The 15,444-nt window shown below is 57.1% G+C and carries 20 protein-coding genes and 3 pseudogenes; 11 read left to right on the top strand and 12 right to left on the bottom strand.

The window, feature by feature from the left end; all coding sequences use genetic code 11:
* Positions 1–57 precede the first annotated feature (57 nt).
* From AC1DNK_RS23460 to AC1DNK_RS23435, 6 genes and pseudogenes are all read right to left on the bottom strand, one after another.
* Complete coding sequence (locus AC1DNK_RS23460; protein WP_477943593.1) at positions 58–213, bottom strand: entericidin domain-containing protein; 156 nt, start codon at positions 211–213, stop codon at positions 58–60.
* Between the two features lie 420 nt (positions 214–633).
* Positions 634–873 carry a hypothetical protein gene (locus tag AC1DNK_RS23455; protein ID WP_477943592.1) on the bottom strand — a complete coding sequence of 80 codons (240 nt, stop codon included), beginning with the start codon at positions 871–873 and terminating at the stop codon, positions 634–636.
* Between the two features lie 456 nt (positions 874–1,329).
* Positions 1,330–2,027, bottom strand: a pseudogene (locus AC1DNK_RS23450) (DUF899 family protein).
* Between the two features lie 99 nt (positions 2,028–2,126).
* Positions 2,127–2,330, bottom strand: a complete 204-nt coding sequence (locus AC1DNK_RS23445) for a hypothetical protein (protein ID WP_477943591.1) — start codon at positions 2,328–2,330, stop codon at positions 2,127–2,129.
* A 128-nt stretch (positions 2,331–2,458) separates the two neighbouring features.
* The gene (gene xth, locus AC1DNK_RS23440) at positions 2,459–3,250 is read right to left on the bottom strand and encodes an exodeoxyribonuclease III (RefSeq protein ID WP_477943590.1); all 792 of its coding nucleotides are present in this window, start codon (positions 3,248–3,250) and stop codon (positions 2,459–2,461) included.
* Between the two features lie 94 nt (positions 3,251–3,344).
* Complete coding sequence (locus AC1DNK_RS23435) at positions 3,345–3,818, bottom strand: hypothetical protein (protein WP_477943589.1); 474 nt, start codon at positions 3,816–3,818, stop codon at positions 3,345–3,347.
* Positions 3,819–4,234: 416 nt separating this feature from the next.
* Between AC1DNK_RS23435 and AC1DNK_RS23430 the strand changes: the two genes are divergently transcribed.
* Positions 4,235–4,372: a hypothetical protein gene (locus AC1DNK_RS23430; RefSeq protein WP_477943588.1), complete on the top strand. Its 138-nt coding sequence runs from the start codon at positions 4,235–4,237 to the stop codon at positions 4,370–4,372.
* 200 nt (positions 4,373–4,572) lie between these two features.
* On the opposite strand, the gene AC1DNK_RS23425 is transcribed toward AC1DNK_RS23430, so the two are convergent.
* Positions 4,573–4,869 carry a hypothetical protein gene (locus tag AC1DNK_RS23425; protein ID WP_477943587.1) on the bottom strand — a complete coding sequence of 99 codons (297 nt, stop codon included), beginning with the start codon at positions 4,867–4,869 and terminating at the stop codon, positions 4,573–4,575.
* A gap of 13 nt (positions 4,870–4,882) precedes the next feature.
* On the opposite strand from AC1DNK_RS23425, the gene AC1DNK_RS23420 reads away from it, so the two are divergent.
* Positions 4,883–5,083, top strand: coding sequence for a hypothetical protein (locus tag AC1DNK_RS23420; protein ID WP_477943586.1), 201 nt, complete (start codon positions 4,883–4,885; stop codon positions 5,081–5,083).
* A gap of 61 nt (positions 5,084–5,144) precedes the next feature.
* Here the strand turns inward: AC1DNK_RS23420 and AC1DNK_RS23415 are convergent, their stop codons facing one another.
* Positions 5,145–5,867, bottom strand: a complete 723-nt coding sequence (locus tag AC1DNK_RS23415; protein ID WP_477943585.1) for a Crp/Fnr family transcriptional regulator — start codon at positions 5,865–5,867, stop codon at positions 5,145–5,147.
* A gap of 248 nt (positions 5,868–6,115) precedes the next feature.
* Between AC1DNK_RS23415 and AC1DNK_RS23410 the strand changes: the two genes are divergently transcribed.
* Both AC1DNK_RS23410 and AC1DNK_RS23405 read left to right on the top strand, forming a co-directional pair.
* Entirely contained in the window at positions 6,116–6,457 is a 342-nt protein-coding gene (locus tag AC1DNK_RS23410; RefSeq protein WP_477943746.1) for a hypothetical protein, read from the top strand.
* 191 nt (positions 6,458–6,648) lie between these two features.
* Complete coding sequence (locus tag AC1DNK_RS23405) at positions 6,649–7,902, top strand: ATP-binding protein (protein WP_477943584.1); 1,254 nt, start codon at positions 6,649–6,651, stop codon at positions 7,900–7,902.
* A 253-nt stretch (positions 7,903–8,155) separates the two neighbouring features.
* Here the strand turns inward: AC1DNK_RS23405 and AC1DNK_RS23400 are convergent.
* Positions 8,156–8,353: pseudogene (locus AC1DNK_RS23400) on the bottom strand (helix-turn-helix domain-containing protein); the annotation flags it as partial.
* A gap of 550 nt (positions 8,354–8,903) precedes the next feature.
* Between AC1DNK_RS23400 and AC1DNK_RS23395 the strand changes: the two are divergent.
* Positions 8,904–9,797 (top strand): hypothetical protein, encoded by an 894-nt coding sequence (locus tag AC1DNK_RS23395; RefSeq protein WP_477943583.1) that lies wholly within the window; start codon positions 8,904–8,906, stop codon positions 9,795–9,797.
* Positions 9,798–9,978: 181 nt separating this feature from the next.
* On the opposite strand, the gene AC1DNK_RS23390 is transcribed toward AC1DNK_RS23395, so the two are convergent.
* On the bottom strand, positions 9,979–10,158 hold the full coding sequence (locus AC1DNK_RS23390) for a DUF3309 family protein (RefSeq protein ID WP_112517517.1): 180 nt from the start codon (positions 10,156–10,158) through the stop codon (positions 9,979–9,981).
* Between the two features lie 334 nt (positions 10,159–10,492).
* Between AC1DNK_RS23390 and AC1DNK_RS23385 the strand changes: the two genes are divergently transcribed.
* Positions 10,493–10,654 (top strand): hypothetical protein, encoded by a 162-nt coding sequence (locus AC1DNK_RS23385; protein WP_477943582.1) that lies wholly within the window; start codon positions 10,493–10,495, stop codon positions 10,652–10,654.
* 22 nt (positions 10,655–10,676) lie between these two features.
* Positions 10,677–10,907, top strand: coding sequence for a hypothetical protein (locus tag AC1DNK_RS23380; protein WP_477943581.1), 231 nt, complete (start codon positions 10,677–10,679; stop codon positions 10,905–10,907).
* Positions 10,908–11,384: 477 nt separating this feature from the next.
* Here the strand turns inward: AC1DNK_RS23380 and AC1DNK_RS23375 are convergent, their stop codons facing one another.
* The gene (locus AC1DNK_RS23375) at positions 11,385–11,546 is read right to left on the bottom strand and encodes a hypothetical protein (protein WP_477943580.1); all 162 of its coding nucleotides are present in this window, start codon (positions 11,544–11,546) and stop codon (positions 11,385–11,387) included.
* Between the two features lie 116 nt (positions 11,547–11,662).
* On the opposite strand from AC1DNK_RS23375, the gene AC1DNK_RS23370 reads away from it, so the two are divergent.
* The 4 genes and pseudogenes from AC1DNK_RS23370 (at position 11,663) to AC1DNK_RS23355 (ending at position 14,415) form a co-directional block, all read left to right on the top strand.
* A complete protein-coding gene (locus AC1DNK_RS23370) occupies positions 11,663–11,992 on the top strand; it encodes a helix-turn-helix domain-containing protein (protein WP_477943579.1) in 330 nt (109 codons plus the stop codon).
* Positions 11,964–12,638, top strand: a pseudogene (gene darT / locus AC1DNK_RS23365) (type II toxin-antitoxin system toxin DNA ADP-ribosyl transferase DarT). Before AC1DNK_RS23370 ends, darT begins: the two are co-directional and overlap by 29 nt.
* Before the next feature lie 12 nt (positions 12,639–12,650).
* Positions 12,651–13,754: a type II toxin-antitoxin system antitoxin DNA ADP-ribosyl glycohydrolase DarG gene (gene darG, locus AC1DNK_RS23360; RefSeq protein WP_477943578.1), complete on the top strand. Its 1,104-nt coding sequence runs from the start codon at positions 12,651–12,653 to the stop codon at positions 13,752–13,754.
* A 433-nt stretch (positions 13,755–14,187) separates the two neighbouring features.
* A complete protein-coding gene (locus AC1DNK_RS23355) occupies positions 14,188–14,415 on the top strand; it encodes a hypothetical protein (protein WP_477943745.1) in 228 nt (75 codons plus the stop codon).
* A 132-nt stretch (positions 14,416–14,547) separates the two neighbouring features.
* Here the strand turns inward: AC1DNK_RS23355 and istB are convergent, their stop codons facing one another.
* Positions 14,548–15,303: an IS21-like element helper ATPase IstB gene (istB, locus tag AC1DNK_RS23350; protein ID WP_062653598.1), complete on the bottom strand. Its 756-nt coding sequence runs from the start codon at positions 15,301–15,303 to the stop codon at positions 14,548–14,550.
* Between the last annotated feature and the right edge of the window lie 141 nt (positions 15,304–15,444).

Below are 15,444 nucleotides of genomic sequence, written 5' to 3'. Positions count from 1 at the left end.
TTCAGCCAAAAGGCGTAGAGAGCGCAGAATAAATCCCACGCCCTATCTGAGCCTCACTTAGTTCGAGGCTGCGCGGTTTACTCGGTGGCCTGCGTTCTGTGTAGCGTCCACCGTATTGGCGGTATCTTTGCCCATGCCGCGGATTGTGTTGCCGCAGCCAGAGAGCGCCACAGTCAACAGCGTTGCAGCGGCAATTGCAGTTATGATTTTCATGTGAGGTTTCCTTTGCGCCTAAGGAAACACTAACTTCGCAAACCGCTCGATGTTCCCGATCGGCCGTCTTTTACCAGCTTACGAATTTCACGATAGGTCCGCATTTCGAAGCGCGATGGTGACGCCATCAGTAAGCGCGACACCGGGACATTCTTTTTGGAACTGTTGGACTGCCTTTGCGATGCCGGCTCCAACAGATCTTGCAGACAATACCGCAAGGGTATGGACATATCGCTCGACGCCCTCGTGGGTGAAGACGACTTCGAGAATGGTCGTGTTCTCTCGGATATTGCGTATCACGTTCATTTACTCGGTTAGCGCAAAAAGAAGGCCGCACTCATTGGGGAGCGCGGCCGATAAATACCAGCTACTTACATGGGGAAACTGCGCACAGGATGCTCGGCTTTGGTTAATTTTGAGTTAACCGTTCCAGCCCATGGCGCGGCACTGCTTCTCCGCTACCTGTCGAGCGTCATCGAGGCTGTTGTACTTCCCCTGCAGTTCATACCTTCGCCCCCTGAACGAAAAGTGCGCACTCTTATCGATCCTGTTAAACGTCACCATCGGCGCCTGCTCTTTATCGCTCATTTGGGTCTTCCATTCTGTTGGTGGCGATAAACCCGCATCGCGCCCGTCTAGTTCCAGTACTTTCTCGATCAAGACGCGTTTTCCGGTAGTTAGTGTGTTTCGGTGGGCGAATGGCCTTATTGGCCGCATCTGGCGGTGAATGATAAAGACCACTCTCTGCCTTGGCACCATTCTTCACCGAAATCCAAAATGGACAACATTCTAGGTAACGGCCCGCCCTGCCCGATATCGCGTGCCACAAGACGTCCGGAAGCGCGCGAGGCGCTGCGGCGACTTCTGCGCAGCGGCGCTGCGTCCAGCATCCTTCTTTTGACATGACCGCGGCGCCTCCCATGCCCTTTCCTCGGCCTCATGGACAGGGCAGATGTTCGCGCTCCCCAACCGGTCGATCGCCGCGCAAAATGACAGTTTCTGGTACTTTACCGGATTGGAGGACCTTGAAGATCTCTTTTGAGGAAAGCGCCAATATCGAAAGAAGGCCTGCGCTTTCAACGAGGGAAGCTCTGACAGCCTGTCGACGCCGCCAGATCAATAGCTGAGCTTCGGGTACCAGTCCGTGCCGCGTCCGGCCGGCGTCATGTCCAATATATTCCATAGGGTTGCGATATCGACAGCGCCTCGCGGATCCTGGCCGGGATCAGCGGCCTCGGCAGGCATCTCGCCGTTGTAAAAACGCGAACCGTGTTTCCGTCTTTCTGGTAAACGGTGAATGCCGGGTACTCATAGCCCTTGTCGTCGAGCAGTCCGAGGTCTCTGGCATAATCGTCGCCAACGGTCTCTACGAAATCGAGGTCTTGCCAGCCGCGCTCGATCGCAAACGCACGCTGCCTCTCGACCGGGCTGCGCCCGAGAATCTTGAACGCGACCCGTTGCTTCACGTCGGCGCCGTTCCCATTCACGCCGCCTAGGAAGTTCGTGCACATAGGGCAAGGCCTCTCGCGCTGCGGACCGAACATCCAAAAATAGGTCACCAGGGTGTGATGCTTTCCGAACAGGTCGGTCAAAGCCAGCTCGCGGCCATTTTCGTCCCTGAAACGATAGTCCTTCTCGACGACAGGGCCAGGAGGAAGCCGCATGCGCTGTTCGGCCAGTTTGGTAAGATATCGCCGGGCTTCGATCTCTTCCGCAAGGAGAGCCGTTCTTGCCGCGGCGTATTCGGCGGTTTCGTTCGGAAATCTGCTGACGCGTTTCGCTGCCAGTTCCGTTGCTGACCTCAACTCGCTCATGTCATGTCTCTCCCTTGCTCCGCTTTTCCACGTGACATGATAACTAGACGTATGACGGCGGCCGTTGCCGACAAGGTCGATCCGATTTTTCGACCGTTCTTAACGGCCGCCTGTCATCCGTCGATGCCAAGCCGCATAAGACGTCGTCTTTGCCATGTGACGATTGAGATCAGGCGCGCCGTCATGCCACCACACCGGCCCCCGCTCGCCGAGCGCGATCTTCGCAGCGTCGATCGCCTTGCGCACAGCCCGCAGTCGCACATCGTCGTCGCCGGCTTCCTTTACCGCTCTGCGAGCAGCCATCAGCTCCGCCACCAAGCGAGTACGCGTTTCTTCGGAAAGGCCCGGGTTCGTCTTTCGCCAGAGCCGGCCGCGCACAATGATGTATCGGCCGTCAGGTGTCTGTAGAGGTGTGTTCGTCTTCGCTCCCATCAGTCGTTCACCAGTGCTGTCAAATCGAGCTCGATCATGACGGGCGCATGATCGCTCGTGTGCTCCCAGCCCCGAGGCTTCCTGCGCACATCTGCCGATCGGAGTGACGAGGCGATGGCCGGGCTGAGCAGGAAGTGGTCGATCCGCAAGCCGGCATCGCGCTCGAACGAGTTCCTCCAGTATTTCCAGAAGGTGTAGATGCGCTCGTGCGGATGCAGATGCCGGACAGCATCGGTCCACCCCTTTGCTACGAGATCCGCATAGGCACGGCGGACTTCCGGCCGGAACAGCGCATCGTTCAGCCACCGCTCCGGCTTGTAGACGTCGATATCCGTCGGCATGACGTTGTAGTCACCGGCCAGGACGACGGGCACCTCCAGTTCGAGGAGCTCCGACGCGTATTCCTGAAGTCGTCGAAACCACGCGAGTTTGTAGTCCCACTTCCGGCCGGGGGCGGGATTCCCATTCGGCAGATAGAGGCACCCGATCAGGATGCCGTCGACGGCGGCTTCGATGTAGCGGCTGTGCGCGTCGCTCGGATCGCCGGGCAGCCCCTTTCTGGTAAGATGGGGCTCTTGACCTCGCGTCAGGATCGCGACGCCATTCCAGCTCTTCTGCCCGTGCCAAACCGCGCCGTACCCGGCTTTCTCAAGTTCCTCTCGTGGGAATCTATCATCGGCGGTCTTCAGTTCCTGAAGGCAGACAATGTCGGGCCTGTCCTCCTTCAGCCATTTTAGGAGGACAGGCAATCGGCCCAAGACGCCGTTCACATTGTACGTGGCAATTTTCAAGAAATCCCCGATCGAGCGTTTGACCCTCTCCGGCGAACCCTCGGCAGACCGTCGACCCGTGTCGACTATTGTCTTATTGAGCGGGTCGGCTTCCTCAGCGCGTCGCTCCGAATACGAAGGCGAGCGCAGCGACGATTGCGACCGCCGCAATAGGGCGCTCGCGGATCCGGGCCTCGATGTCCTTCACGTAACCGCGGACTTCGGATTTTGCGAGCGACGTAGCTCCCGAAGCTATTTCACTTGCAGTGCCGCCCAGGCGATCAACGTCCCGTCCGAGAGCGCGCACGCCATCTCTCCCGGCACGGACGCCGTCGTGATGACCTTCGCCCGTCGATTGGAGTGCCTGGTCGACCAGTCCATAGTCATCCTCGCCTTCCGTTACGCGGTCGGCAGTGTCAGTGTCCGTTCGACCGGAGGACACTGTGGTGTGCGTTGCGGAAACCGGATCGGACGCGGGGAACGTGGCTTCAAGCCCAGTCTCGAGATCGCCCTTCGAGGCTCGTTTGCGCTGTCCTGCCTGCTCGATTTCCATCGATTGTACCGCGGGGGAATTCTTATGGTCTGGCATATCCGTTCTCCTTTGTGCGGAAGGAAGTCCGGCGTCGTCCCTAAGTTCCATCGCGCCTAACAAACTTTATCTCACCTTCAGCCTGGTGGTGCTAAACCCGTCTTTGCCCGCCGATCCCGCATACGCATAAACGACACGAACCAGCCGACCTATCATTTCCTACGGTTCCACCACCAGGCGTCCGGCCCAGCGGGGCAAGCTGCGTGTTCAAAACGGATCAGGGCGGCGTTGGAAGAGGCGCGAAGGTTGCTGGGGAGATGGTGGCCGGCCATCTTCCAACCTCCTACTTCGAACCGCCTACTGCGAAATGATCTCCGTCGGGGTAGCGGCGAGATGATCATCCTGCGGTGCGGCTGTGCAGGCGTAATCCATATTGGCAAATTGTGAGAAAATGCGACCTTCAGCATGCTCACACAATGGAAACGCTGCCGTCTCACCTACGCTTATCTTGGATCGTCGCCATCATGCTCTTCACCTTCGTTGGCATGTGGATGATCGATAAGCTCTTCATCAACGTCGAGCAAGAGGTTGAATATCTGCAAGACGAGGAGTGATCAGGAACCTGTTTTGGTGGTATTGTCACGCTTGCGTCACGCGACGCCACTCACCTTTTGTGATTACTTCTCCGCGCTGATGCGACCTGGCGGACCACCCGGAAGCATCGCGTGGCGCGCATCTGTATGTCGTGGCGAGCCCTTTTAGATCATTCGCTCGCGCGATGCTGGAACGAATACCTCTTCTCGGCCCTTTGTCATCAGGATACTGGAGGAGGACATTTGATGGTATGGCTGATTGGAATGTCGATTGGGCTATCGTTGCCCTGGATAATTCGCTGGAAGGCGCTTCTGAACGCCTTCTGTTTTAACGGACCAAGTTCAGGGTTCGCGCTCTGGGGGTTGATCAGCATCATCACGATCCCGATTTCGACGGTTGCAGCCGTCTTCGCCCGCGAAATGCTTTGATGGAACAGCGCACGGGCGTGGAGATCATCCGCACCGCCATCGCGGAACATTTGCCTTGGGAGTTGATTATAGGCGCGAACAGAACCCATTTGCGAGATACTCATGAAGTTAAGTGAGCTGACTGAAATCTATCGCCGCGGCGGGCGTAAGGAGCTTATCAGCGCCATGGAAGAATTCTCGCAAGCTGAAAAGGCCCAGATCCTTCAGGACATAGGATTGGCTCCGCGCATTGGCCCTGGGCGAGCTCAGGAGAAAACCGGGTCGGCGGTGGACGTGCAGCCCGGTGAAGACGAGAGTTACTGATTTCTCTGTCGCCCCGGGCTTTCCTGTCCGGTATGGTGTCATTCAGAAATGATTGGGGACGCTAGGTCTTGCGAATTTTCACACCCATAAGCCGATGATATTCATCCTCCGCTGCTCCGTAGGAGCCCTTGGCTTCGTCCATCAGGCCGAGCCGGTTGACAACAATAATCTTGCCGCGATTGGCGCGGATGAAACCCTTGCCCTCCAGGATATGAACCGCAACCGTAACTCCGGGGCGCCGCACGCCGAGCATGATGGCCAGAAATTCATGGGTTAGCGAAATCGCGTTGCCATCCATCCTGTCGTGAACCATGAGAAGCCAACGCGCGAGGCGCTCCTCAAGCTTGGCATGGGCGTTGGCAAGCACGGTCGAGGACATTTGCGCCAGAAATGCCTGAACGTAGGCAAGCAGCTTACCGCGCAGCGTGGCACTAGCATCGATCACCTCCTGTAGCTTTGCAGATGTGATACGATACCCAGTACCTGATACCTGCATGAAGGTCGTATTCAGCGATTGCTCGCCACCAAGCACTATCGCAGCACCGGTCATGCCTTCACGCCCGGCAATTCCCACGTCGATATCCCGCCCGCCCGGTAGTCTGGCAACGATCGACGCCAGCCCTGATTCCAGAAAGACGACGTAATCGACTGGCGCGTGGGCTTTTTCGATCTGATAGGGAATGTCCAGCGTCACGAATTCGAGATGGGGAGCGAGAAGCGTGAGGTCGCTTGTGTCAAGTTTTTTTAGCAGTTCGTTCCGGTATTGACGCTCGTCAGTCGGCATTCTCGTCCCCACAGCGTTCGGAGTGAATCCGACTCGATGCAAGCGAACCTAATGACCTGAAAATACAGAACAACCGACTGTCTTTTACCGTACAAAGCCCAATGCTTAAGGAGGCGACATAGCAAGAATTGTCGACCGACCCCATCGGCCCCATGTCTGAAAGCTTGCGCTCAAGCCGCTGCTGCGCCTGCCCGCTGGAACAATTAATCTCTCCCAATGTTTCAGACGATCAAACGGAGAAGATCAAAATGCACAGAACCATCAAGTTCGTACTGATCGGGCTCGCCGCAATGAGTGGCCTGACCGTCGCTCCGGTTATCGCGGGAGCGCAAGACATGGAGTTGCGGGTCGGACCTGGCGGGGTCGGGATTTACGACCCTAATCGGGACGATGACCGATATGATCGTAGACGGGACCGAGGATGCGATCCGGACGACGCGCTTGACATTGCCCGTGGTGAGGGCCTTCGTCGCGCGCAGGTTCTCCGCGTCACGCCCCGAAGCATCGTCATTCAGGGGTATACCCGCCGCGGCCCAGAGCGCATGCAGTTTGCAAACCGTCGCGGATGCCCGGAGATCACCCGGCGGTAAGCGCAACGAAAGCACAGCCATGAGCGTTTGCTACCGGCACCCCTTCCCTCAGTCAGCCATTCTCCCAATTCCTTGCCAAGGCTTTTGCTCGGAGGCCAAAAGTGATGTTAGTTAAGATCGGACGTTTGCTAGATTGAAAATGGACGGCATTTCACTTTAAATTGGACGGTCATTGAGTTAAGAATGGCCGTATGACTGATCATTCGAATTCGAAGCCCCTTGTCGATCGTAAAGCGTTGCCTCTTGTGGAGGCAGCTCTAGCCGACACCCGTGTCGTTTTTATATCCGGGCCGCGGCAGGCAGGGAAAACGACGCTCGCGCGCATGTTCTCGGACAAGGATCGGCCATACATCACATTGGATGATGCGGGAACCTTGAACGCCGCGAAGGCCGACCCGACCGGGTTTATCCGGGGGATCAAGCGCGCGGTTATCGACGAGGTCCAACGAGCCCCCGATCTGATGCTTGCAATCAAGGCAAGCGTGGATGACGATCAGGAGCCGGGACGATTTCTGCTTACGGGCTCCGCCAATCTCTCGACCATTCCAGCTATTGCTGACTCCTTGGCCGGCCGGATGGCAGTCATTCCGCTTCTTCCCTTTGCGCAGGCCGAAATCCGATCGAGTCCAGGCCTTATGCTCGACCGGCTGTTTGCGGGGGACGAACCGGCCGTAGAGGATAAGGTTGTTCTCGGCAAGGAATTGATGAGAATGGTTCTGGCCGGAGGCTATCCTGAAGCGTTGAGGCGAACCACGTTGGCCCGGCGCGTCTCGTGGCTCGAAGACTATGTCACTCTGATCCTAGATCGTGACGTGCGCGACGTTGCCAACATCGATCAGCTCGATCGTTTGCCGCTCCTCCTGAACATCCTTGCAGAACATGCCGGCCAATTGATCAACAATAGCAGCTTCGGTTCTGCACTGGGATTGTCCGGCGTCACCGCTCAGAAATACATAGCCATTTTAGAGCGTCTATTCCTTATCAAAACTCTGATGCCATGGTCGAACAACCGGCTCAGTCGGCTTGTCAAAACGCCAAAGATACATTTCATCGATACAGGGCTTCTGGCGGCTTTGCGCGAAGACGAACTGGCCAGGCTATCCAACGACAAGACCCGATTTGGCGCCTTGCTAGAAAGTTTCGTCGTCTCCGAACTGATGAAGTTGGCATCCTGGTCTGAGAGACGCGTATCGTTTTCGCATTACAGAACGAAGGATCTGGATGAGGTTGATGTCGTGATTGAGGATCGGCGCGGGCGAATAATCGGTATTGAAGTAAAGGCGTCTGCGACCGTCAAGGCCGATGATTTTCGCGGGTTACGTCAGTTGCAGGCAGCGGTCGGTGACCGTTTCGTACGTGGCCTCGTCCTGCATGATCATGACCGCATCACGCCGTTTGCCGAACGCCTCCAGGCTGCGCCCCTCTCAATCCTTTGGTCGATGTGAAGTGGATTTATCGGGCTTATGAGGATTTGCCTGGTGGCAGCCCTAGAGAGAAGCGCATTGCGTTGTTCACCGTAGCACCAAGGTCCGAAAGTTTGGGTGGTGGGCCGATTACCCAATGGGCCGTCGTCCAGATCTCTGCAAGCTCCCCCATGCGAACCGTGAGCGACAGATAATCTGCAACGGTCGCCTCTGTGGTCGCGCCCTGCGTTGACATGGCTGCAACCATTCCAACGGGAACGCGGGAGTTCTTAAAGACGAGTTCGACATGGCTCACTCCCAGCGCGTGGGCAATTTCATTTAGCGTGATGCCGGAGAGGTTTCGCTTCCCTCTTTCAAGGCCGCTGAGATATTGCTGGCCATAGCCGGAGCGCGTTTCCACATCCTGCTGTGTCAGGCCCATTTCCCGACGAAGGCGAGCGAAATTGCGACCAACCTGCTTGCGCATATCCATGCGCGGAAGATCTAACATGTTGAACGTCAGTTTCGATTAGCGGCACGTGCTGGAGGTCGTAGCAGTCGTCGCCGCATCGACGATTACCAATTATACGGCGAGCGCGACGAAACCTCCGATCGAGGCGAACCTCTCTGCTTCCGTCTGAGACTGACGCCTGCCGTTAACCTCAGAGAGTGCAATGGAACGGGTCGGACGCTAGCGAGCGGAAGGACAAGCGGTGTCAGGCCGCGCGTTGGAGACCGATAGCAGCAACGCCCAGGAATCCACTACTCCCACTGGTCTTGATCCATAGACGCGTGCTTGCTCCCCGCCCCTATGGTATCGCCCGAAGGCCGCGAGGCTTTAATGAATTTGCCACGCCAAGTCCCGGCTTCACTCAACCCAAGTAAAGCTCTGGAACCATTGTTCAACTCACTCGTTTGATGGGCGCAAGATATTCATTTCAAAAGGAGTTTTCATCATGGGTCGCGGTATTCTACTCTGGCTTCTCGGTGTTCCACTGCCGATCATCATTCTTCTCGCTCTCTTCGTACGATAGGAGTCAAAGATGTCTATTTTGGAAACACAGGGAGATATTCCCGTCGAATCCTCCAGATCCGCCATCTCATGGGGCCCGATTTTGGGGGGCGCTTTCGCGGCCATCGGCGTCACGCTCATTCTCTTACTTCTGGGCTCTGGTGTTGGCCTGACGATGGTCTCGCCCTGGTCTGGGGAGAGCAGCTCCGCTGCCACCGTGGGCATTACAGCCGCGATCTGGCTCGTCGTTGTTCAATGGCTCTCTTCGGCGCTTGGCGGCTACTTGACTGGACGGCTCCGGACGAAATGGGCAGCCATCCACACTGACGAGGTCTTCTTCCGCGACACAGCCCACGGCTTCATCAGCTGGGCCATATCGACTGTTTTTGTGGTCGGTTTTCTGGCTTCGTCTCTGACCTCGCTGGCAGGTGCGGGCGCAAGTGCTGCGGCAACGGCGGCTACAGCGGCTACAGCGGCGTCCGCCACTTCGACACAACCTGATCTCTCGACTTCCTATTTCACTGACGCCCTTCTGCGGCCTGAGCGGGTCAGCGCGAATGCTTCAAGAGACGACGGCGCGGCTTCGGCGGAGGTTTCGAGAATTCTATTGAACGACGCCGCGAAGGGCGAAGTTCCGGAAGGCGACAGGACCTACATCGCGAGCATCGTTGCCGCTCGGACCGGATTGTCAGAGGCGGACGCCCGTACTCGGGTAGACATGGTCCTCAAGCAAATCGACGAGGCTAAGGTCGCCGCGCAGACTGCTGCTGACAAGGCGAGAAAGGCCGCAGCCACAACGGCGCTTGTCGGATCGATCTCACTTCTCATCGGTGCCTTTATTGCTAGTGCCGCTGCAGCTCTTGGCGGTCGCCAGCGCGACGATGAAGAGGATGTCCTCCTGACAGGTCGCGGCCCGCTCGCGTAATCCGCCTGCAAGATACTCCGTCGATGGTGTCACCATCGACGGAGCTCCCTTTTATCCCACCGTCCCCACACGAAGTTAACTTTTACGACGCGTTCCGTCGCTCATGTTTGCAAAAACCGTGGGTAGGAGACCCACGGTGTCAGATTTTCTAAGGTTGGTCGGAACCTCCCGCCGCGTAATGTCACACAGGAGTTACGGCGCCTCCATGGAGCCCACCCAACAGCCAGAGAACGATCAAGACGACGACAATCAGACCGAGGACGCCGCCGAGCCCGCGGCCTCCATAACGGCCGTGAGCATAGTAGCCGCCGCCACCGCCTAGCACGAGGATTAACACGACAATAATCAAAAGGGTGCTCATGCGTTTTCTCCAGGTTTCCTTACGAATTGAATGACTTCGCTCCGGACCTGAAAATGACAGTATTGTCGGTCCAGCTACCCTAAACATTGGACACGCTGGGATTGTTCCCGCTGTAGGCGATCTCCAAGAATATCCGGTCGACGACGACAACAAATCAGCGAGCTGGGTCGGTTCCCCGCGCCAATGCCCTTCAAGCTAACTCCAGAGTGTCACCGATCAGGGGCGACTATGGAATTCCGTCCGCGGAATCACCATATCTGATCCAAGCGGCAGCAGTCCCTTCGAGAGGGACCATTGATAGCGCTGCACCACCACAGAAGCACTGGAGACTACCATGCCTAACGCCAAGGGCGCACCTGCGTCCGAAAAACCTTACGACGCCATCACGCTGGCGAAGAAACACAGGATCTCCGTCGAGGACGCACAGACGATCATCGAGGAGCACGGTGACAATCGGAAGCTCGCCGATAAGGCCGCCAGGCGCATCGCTGCCTAGCCACGGGTCAAGGAGTTCGAACATGACCACAGGATACGGGAATGCCGTCGAAGCTGCGTTGACGAAGACGCAGCGCGATGCAGTCACTGCAATTCGACGGTTTCGTCATCAACGGAAAGTCGGCAGTACGTGGCTGGTCGGAGACCGTCGTCTCTCCCGGCATGTCATTTCTGATTTGGAGAAGATGAGGCTTGTCCGCGAGGTGACGGCAGGCGGCAGTCCCGTCCTCACCTACATCGGTGAAGGCGACTGAGACCGTAGGCAACGGCTCCGCATTCCTGGAAATGAAAAGGGCGCTTCTCGACATCACGTCGGAGCGCCCTGGTTCGGAGATGGCGACTTTGCGGCGGAGGCCATCGTCCGAGAATAGTATCTGAGCGGATTCGCATATGCCGCGCAAGTCACGCTTTTCATCCCTCGTTCGATGGGGCACGCTTTTTGCACATCCCCTCCACTGCCTCTCCACAGGGTATCTACAGGCTAACTAATTGATCGGAAGACGCTCTCGCCTTCCGTCGCCATGGTGTGGATAAATCGCGTGCGACGAAATGGTAACAAAGGGCTTTCCAATGGCCGAAACGGGATTCCGTTTAAGGGTCGATAGGACTATGGTCGCCAACGCTTTCCTTGAGAGCAGGCGGCGGACCTCGGAGAGCGCGGCGGCGAGCACTCGATGCTCCCGCCGCTTCCACGACGGTTCTGAGCGTTTCGGCAGCCTGCCACTTGGCCGTCATCCACGGCAGCGCGAGAACGACTTGCGGCGGCTTGCTTCGTTTGCCGGTCGGCTGCCATTCCACTGCTTGCGAAACATGGCCCAAGCCATCTGCATGATGTGGGCACGGTCGAATTTGGGCATGCCTTTGGCCGTGGCCGGAACTGACTTGTTCGGCATCTGCAGTGTTCCTTGCGAATTGCTATGTTGTACGCTAGGTATAATGAACGTTTTGCAGCGCGTCAATCTCTGCGGTACATAAATTATACGAAAAGTGACATTTAGAGGATGGACCGATGATCACGGCCGATCAACTGAAGGCAGGGCGAGCGCTCGTCGGCCTGAAGCAAGAAGACATTGCGAAGGCCACCGGCCTGTCGGTCCAGACCATAAAGCGAATGGAAACCGTCGGGACGGAGCGGAGTTCGGCCGGGAATGTGCAGGCAGTCCAGCGGGCGATTGAGCAGGCCGGCGTCGTGTTCCAAGCCGATGGTGAGTTGGTCGCCGGTGGCCCCGGCGTCAGGCTCGCTAAAGTTCAGCAGAGGTCCGTGGACACGATCGAGAGCGAAGTCGTGCAGTATCCGGAGTTCATGGAGAATGATGCACCCCCTGGTGCGGGCGGTTGAGATGACAGCTCCTCCTGCAAGCCCGAAGATTTACCATATCGTGAACGTTGACAGGCTTCCTTCGATCATCTCATCGGGACAATTGTTCTGCGACTCCACAATCGTCGGGATGGACGCCGCTGGGACAACGATCGGCATGGGCACCATCAAGGCGAGGCGATTTGAGCTTCCGGTTAAATGCTACGCTGACGCGAAGGTGGCAGATTTTGTGCCATTCTACTTTTGCCCGTGATCCGTTATGCTTTATGTCATCCATTGCGCCAACAGTCCTGAGCTTCTGTATAGAGGCGGCCAAGGCCCAATAGTTCATCTTGAGGCCGATCTACATAAGGTCATCGAGTGGGCTGGCACCAAACAAAGCTGGGCCTTCACAGGTAGCAACGCTGGCGCGGCCTACACGAGCTTCTGGAAGGATGTGAACCAGCTTGATCAGCTCAATTGGCCTCACATCGCATCGAACAGCTGGGCTCAATCGGACGTCAAAGAAGCGAAGCAAGCAGAATTTCTGATGTATAAGCGGTTCCCGTGGCATTTGGTCGATAGGATCGCAGCGCAGAACTTGGCAACATTCAACCAGGTTCAGAATGCCCTTCTGCAAACGGCGCACAAGCCTCAGGTGGCATTGCTACCTGCTTGGTACTACTGATCGGGGGATACAATGATTAGGTCCGTAGTGGGCGACATCCTACAGGCGAATACAGACGCCATCGTCAACACCGTAAACTGCGTCGGCATTATGGGGCGCGGCATCGCTCTGCAATTCAAGAACGTCTTCCCTGAGAACTTCAAGGCGTATGAAGCGGCCTGCAAGCGTGGCGAAGTCAATCCCGGGAAAATGTTTGTCTTTGAGACGGGAGAGCTGTCACCGCGGTACATCATCAACTTTCCCACCAAGCGCCATTGGAAGGGTAAGAGCAGGATGGAAGACATTGACAGCGGCCTTCTTGACCTCGTGTCCGTCATCAAGCGTTACCGGATCAACTCGATCGCGATCCCACCGCTGGGTTCGGGACTAGGTGGGCTCGATTGGTCCAAAGTTCGCCCTAAGATTATCGATGCTGTAGAGCCGCTGGAAAGCCTCTCGGTCACCATCTATGAACCGAACGGAGCGCCTGATGCTGAAGCCCTTGCGCGGAATCGCAAGGTGCCCAGCATGAGCCCCGGCCGGGCTGCACTGGTCGCCCTTCTCCAGCGCTATCTCAATGGACTGATGGACCCATTTGTTACTCTCCTCGAAGCGCACAAGCTGATGTTTTTCCTTCAAGAGGCGGGAGAGAAGCTTGCGCTCACCTATCGAAAAGCCCCCTACGGCCCATACGCTGAGAACCTTCGTCATGTGCTGCGTGACGTCGAAGGACATTTGCTTTCCGGATATGCTGATGGTGGTGATGAGCCAACGAAGCAGCTCTCGATCATCCCGGGAGCCAATGAGGAAGCAGAGCGGTTTCTTTCTGATCGACCGGAGACGCTAAAGAGGTTTGACCGCGTGGCAGACCTCGTTAGTGGCTTCGAAACTCCTTTCGGCTTGGAGTTGCTGGCGACGGTCTACTGGGTTGCCAAGCACGAGGGAGCCACCAGCGCGCTTGAGGCGCAGAGGCTTGTTTATGCTTGGAACACCAGGAAAGGCCAGTTCAGCGGACCGCACATTGAGTTGGCACTGGACAGGCTGGTTAAAGCCGGATGGCTGCAACTCGATCTTGGCAAGCCTTCGAAGGTCACGACACAGCTCGAGGCCGCGGTCGCTCCGGCAATGAGTGACTGATCAAAAAAACAGCTTCGGCGAACTAACGCTTTGGATGAACCCAGTGGCAGAGACGTTTCCATCGGCAAATGTTAATGGTGCCGGCAGTCAGCCGACTGTCGAAGCCCAATCGTTTATATCGATGGAGACCCGCTACCAGACACAGAAAGAACTGTTTTTTACGACACTCGGCAAACAGTTCGATTATGGCAAATGGTTGCTCGCCTCCCTATTGGCTGTTCACGGCGGTTCGCTGATTGCAATTTCTGAAGCCGGTGACGCCAAGGGCAAACTCTACCACGCCTGCGGCCCGCTTCTCATTTACGGGCTCGCAGTGACCTTGGTGGCCGGTGGCCTGACGTGGATAAATTTCACGGCTGTAGCGAACGTCTACGGGAACGGCCTTATCGATTTCAGATTAGGACGAGAGCCAAACCCTCTTCGTTATAAAAAGATAATCATCGGGCTAGGCGACGACGGGGAGTTGGTGTCGATCAAGGTCGCTGACGGGCACGCATTCAGCGAGGAAGAGGCCATCGATCACGCCAAGGAGGTAATGGTGCAACTGACTGCATTTGGCACCCGCGGTGGCGGTCGAAGCATTAACGCCTATGACGCTGCGAGCAATGGCAACTTCGACGACGATGAGCCGCCGTTCGGTACTTGGTGCGTATTCCAATGAAACCGGACAGGAATTCCGATCTTTAACCGGACGCTTATTCCAGCGTTATACCGGACGCGGTTCCGAGGCTAAGCCGGACGGCCGCAAGGTCTCTGGGTCGTGGTTTATCAATGTCGACGTATATCGGCTCGGTCAAGCCTGAGTTGCATCCTCGGCTGACAGGTTTCGATGTTTGCGCAGGCTCTCGCCGGAAAGGTCGATGCGATAGGCGTTGTGAACAAGGCGATCCAATACGGCATCAGCGATCGTGGGATTGCCGATCATATCGTACCAGTGGTCCACGGGGATCTGGCTGGTCACGATGGTCGAGCGCTGCTCGTAGCGATCTTCGACAATTTCCAGGAGATCGCGTCGTTGCTCGTCGCTGAGCTTCTCCGGTCCCCAATCGTCTAGGATCAGAAGGTCGGTCTTGGCCAGGCTCTTGAGCAGCTTCGCATAGCGGCCGTCGCCTCGTGCCAGGGCGAGCGAGGCGAATAGCCTGGGGACGCGGTGGTAAGCGACGGAAAGGTCCTCGCGGCATGCCTTGTGGCCAAGGGCGCAGGCCAGCCAACTTTTGCCGACGCCGGCCGGCCCGATCAATAGCAAGGAGTGCCGCTGCCTGATCCAGTCGCAGGTGGAAAGCTTGAGGAAGAGATTACGGTCGAGACCGCGTGCTGCGCGAAAATCGACATTCTCGACCTGAGCGTCATGGCGGAGCTTGGCAGCACGCGCTCTTGCCTCGAAGCGCTTCTGGCGACGCGCGGTCTGTTCCCGTTCGAGCAGGATCGCAAGCCATTCGCCGTGCTGGAGGCCTCTCGCTTCCGGTTGCATCTCCAGTTCCTGGAAGGCGGAAGCCATGCCGGAAAGGCCGAGTTGGCGCAGCGTGTCGACAGTGGGATTGGTCAGCATTCTCGATTGTCTCCTTAATGAAAGTAGGCTTTGCCGCGAAGATTGGCATGCTCGCCGACAGCGGCGGGTTCGGCGGAATGTCGTGGTGCCTTGTAGGTGCTGATGAGTGCGCTGATGCTTTTGCAAGTCAGTCCGCCGATC

It is taken from the genome of Rhizobium sp. 01N424 (genome assembly GCF_056399485.1).
This window is presented reverse-complemented; position numbering and strand designations above follow the sequence as displayed.

Coding starts and splice junctions, on each gene's coding strand:
- AC1DNK_RS23460 (WP_477943593.1), bottom strand. CDS start 213: ATGAAAATCATAACTGCAATTGCCGCTGCAACGCTGTTGACTGTGGCG.
- AC1DNK_RS23445 (WP_477943591.1), bottom strand. CDS start 2,330: ATGGCTGCTCGCAGAGCGGTAAAGGAAGCCGGCGACGACGATGTGCGA.
- AC1DNK_RS23435 (WP_477943589.1), bottom strand. CDS start 3,818: ATGCCAGACCATAAGAATTCCCCCGCGGTACAATCGATGGAAATCGAG.
- AC1DNK_RS23430 (WP_477943588.1), top strand. CDS start 4,235: ATGGAAACGCTGCCGTCTCACCTACGCTTATCTTGGATCGTCGCCATC.
- AC1DNK_RS23425 (WP_477943587.1), bottom strand. CDS start 4,869: ATGGGTTCTGTTCGCGCCTATAATCAACTCCCAAGGCAAATGTTCCGC.
- AC1DNK_RS23420 (WP_477943586.1), top strand. CDS start 4,883: ATGAAGTTAAGTGAGCTGACTGAAATCTATCGCCGCGGCGGGCGTAAG.
- AC1DNK_RS23415 (WP_477943585.1), bottom strand. CDS start 5,867: ATGCCGACTGACGAGCGTCAATACCGGAACGAACTGCTAAAAAAACTT.
- AC1DNK_RS23410 (WP_477943746.1), top strand. CDS start 6,116: ATGCACAGAACCATCAAGTTCGTACTGATCGGGCTCGCCGCAATGAGT.
- AC1DNK_RS23405 (WP_477943584.1), top strand. CDS start 6,649: ATGACTGATCATTCGAATTCGAAGCCCCTTGTCGATCGTAAAGCGTTG.
- AC1DNK_RS23395 (WP_477943583.1), top strand. CDS start 8,904: ATGTCTATTTTGGAAACACAGGGAGATATTCCCGTCGAATCCTCCAGA.
- AC1DNK_RS23390 (WP_112517517.1), bottom strand. CDS start 10,158: ATGAGCACCCTTTTGATTATTGTCGTGTTAATCCTCGTGCTAGGCGGT.
- AC1DNK_RS23385 (WP_477943582.1), top strand. CDS start 10,493: ATGCCTAACGCCAAGGGCGCACCTGCGTCCGAAAAACCTTACGACGCC.
- AC1DNK_RS23380 (WP_477943581.1), top strand. CDS start 10,677: ATGACCACAGGATACGGGAATGCCGTCGAAGCTGCGTTGACGAAGACG.
- AC1DNK_RS23375 (WP_477943580.1), bottom strand. CDS start 11,546: ATGCCGAACAAGTCAGTTCCGGCCACGGCCAAAGGCATGCCCAAATTC.
- AC1DNK_RS23370 (WP_477943579.1), top strand. CDS start 11,663: ATGATCACGGCCGATCAACTGAAGGCAGGGCGAGCGCTCGTCGGCCTG.
- darG (WP_477943578.1), top strand. CDS start 12,651: ATGATTAGGTCCGTAGTGGGCGACATCCTACAGGCGAATACAGACGCC.
- istB (WP_062653598.1), bottom strand. CDS start 15,303: ATGCTGACCAATCCCACTGTCGACACGCTGCGCCAACTCGGCCTTTCC.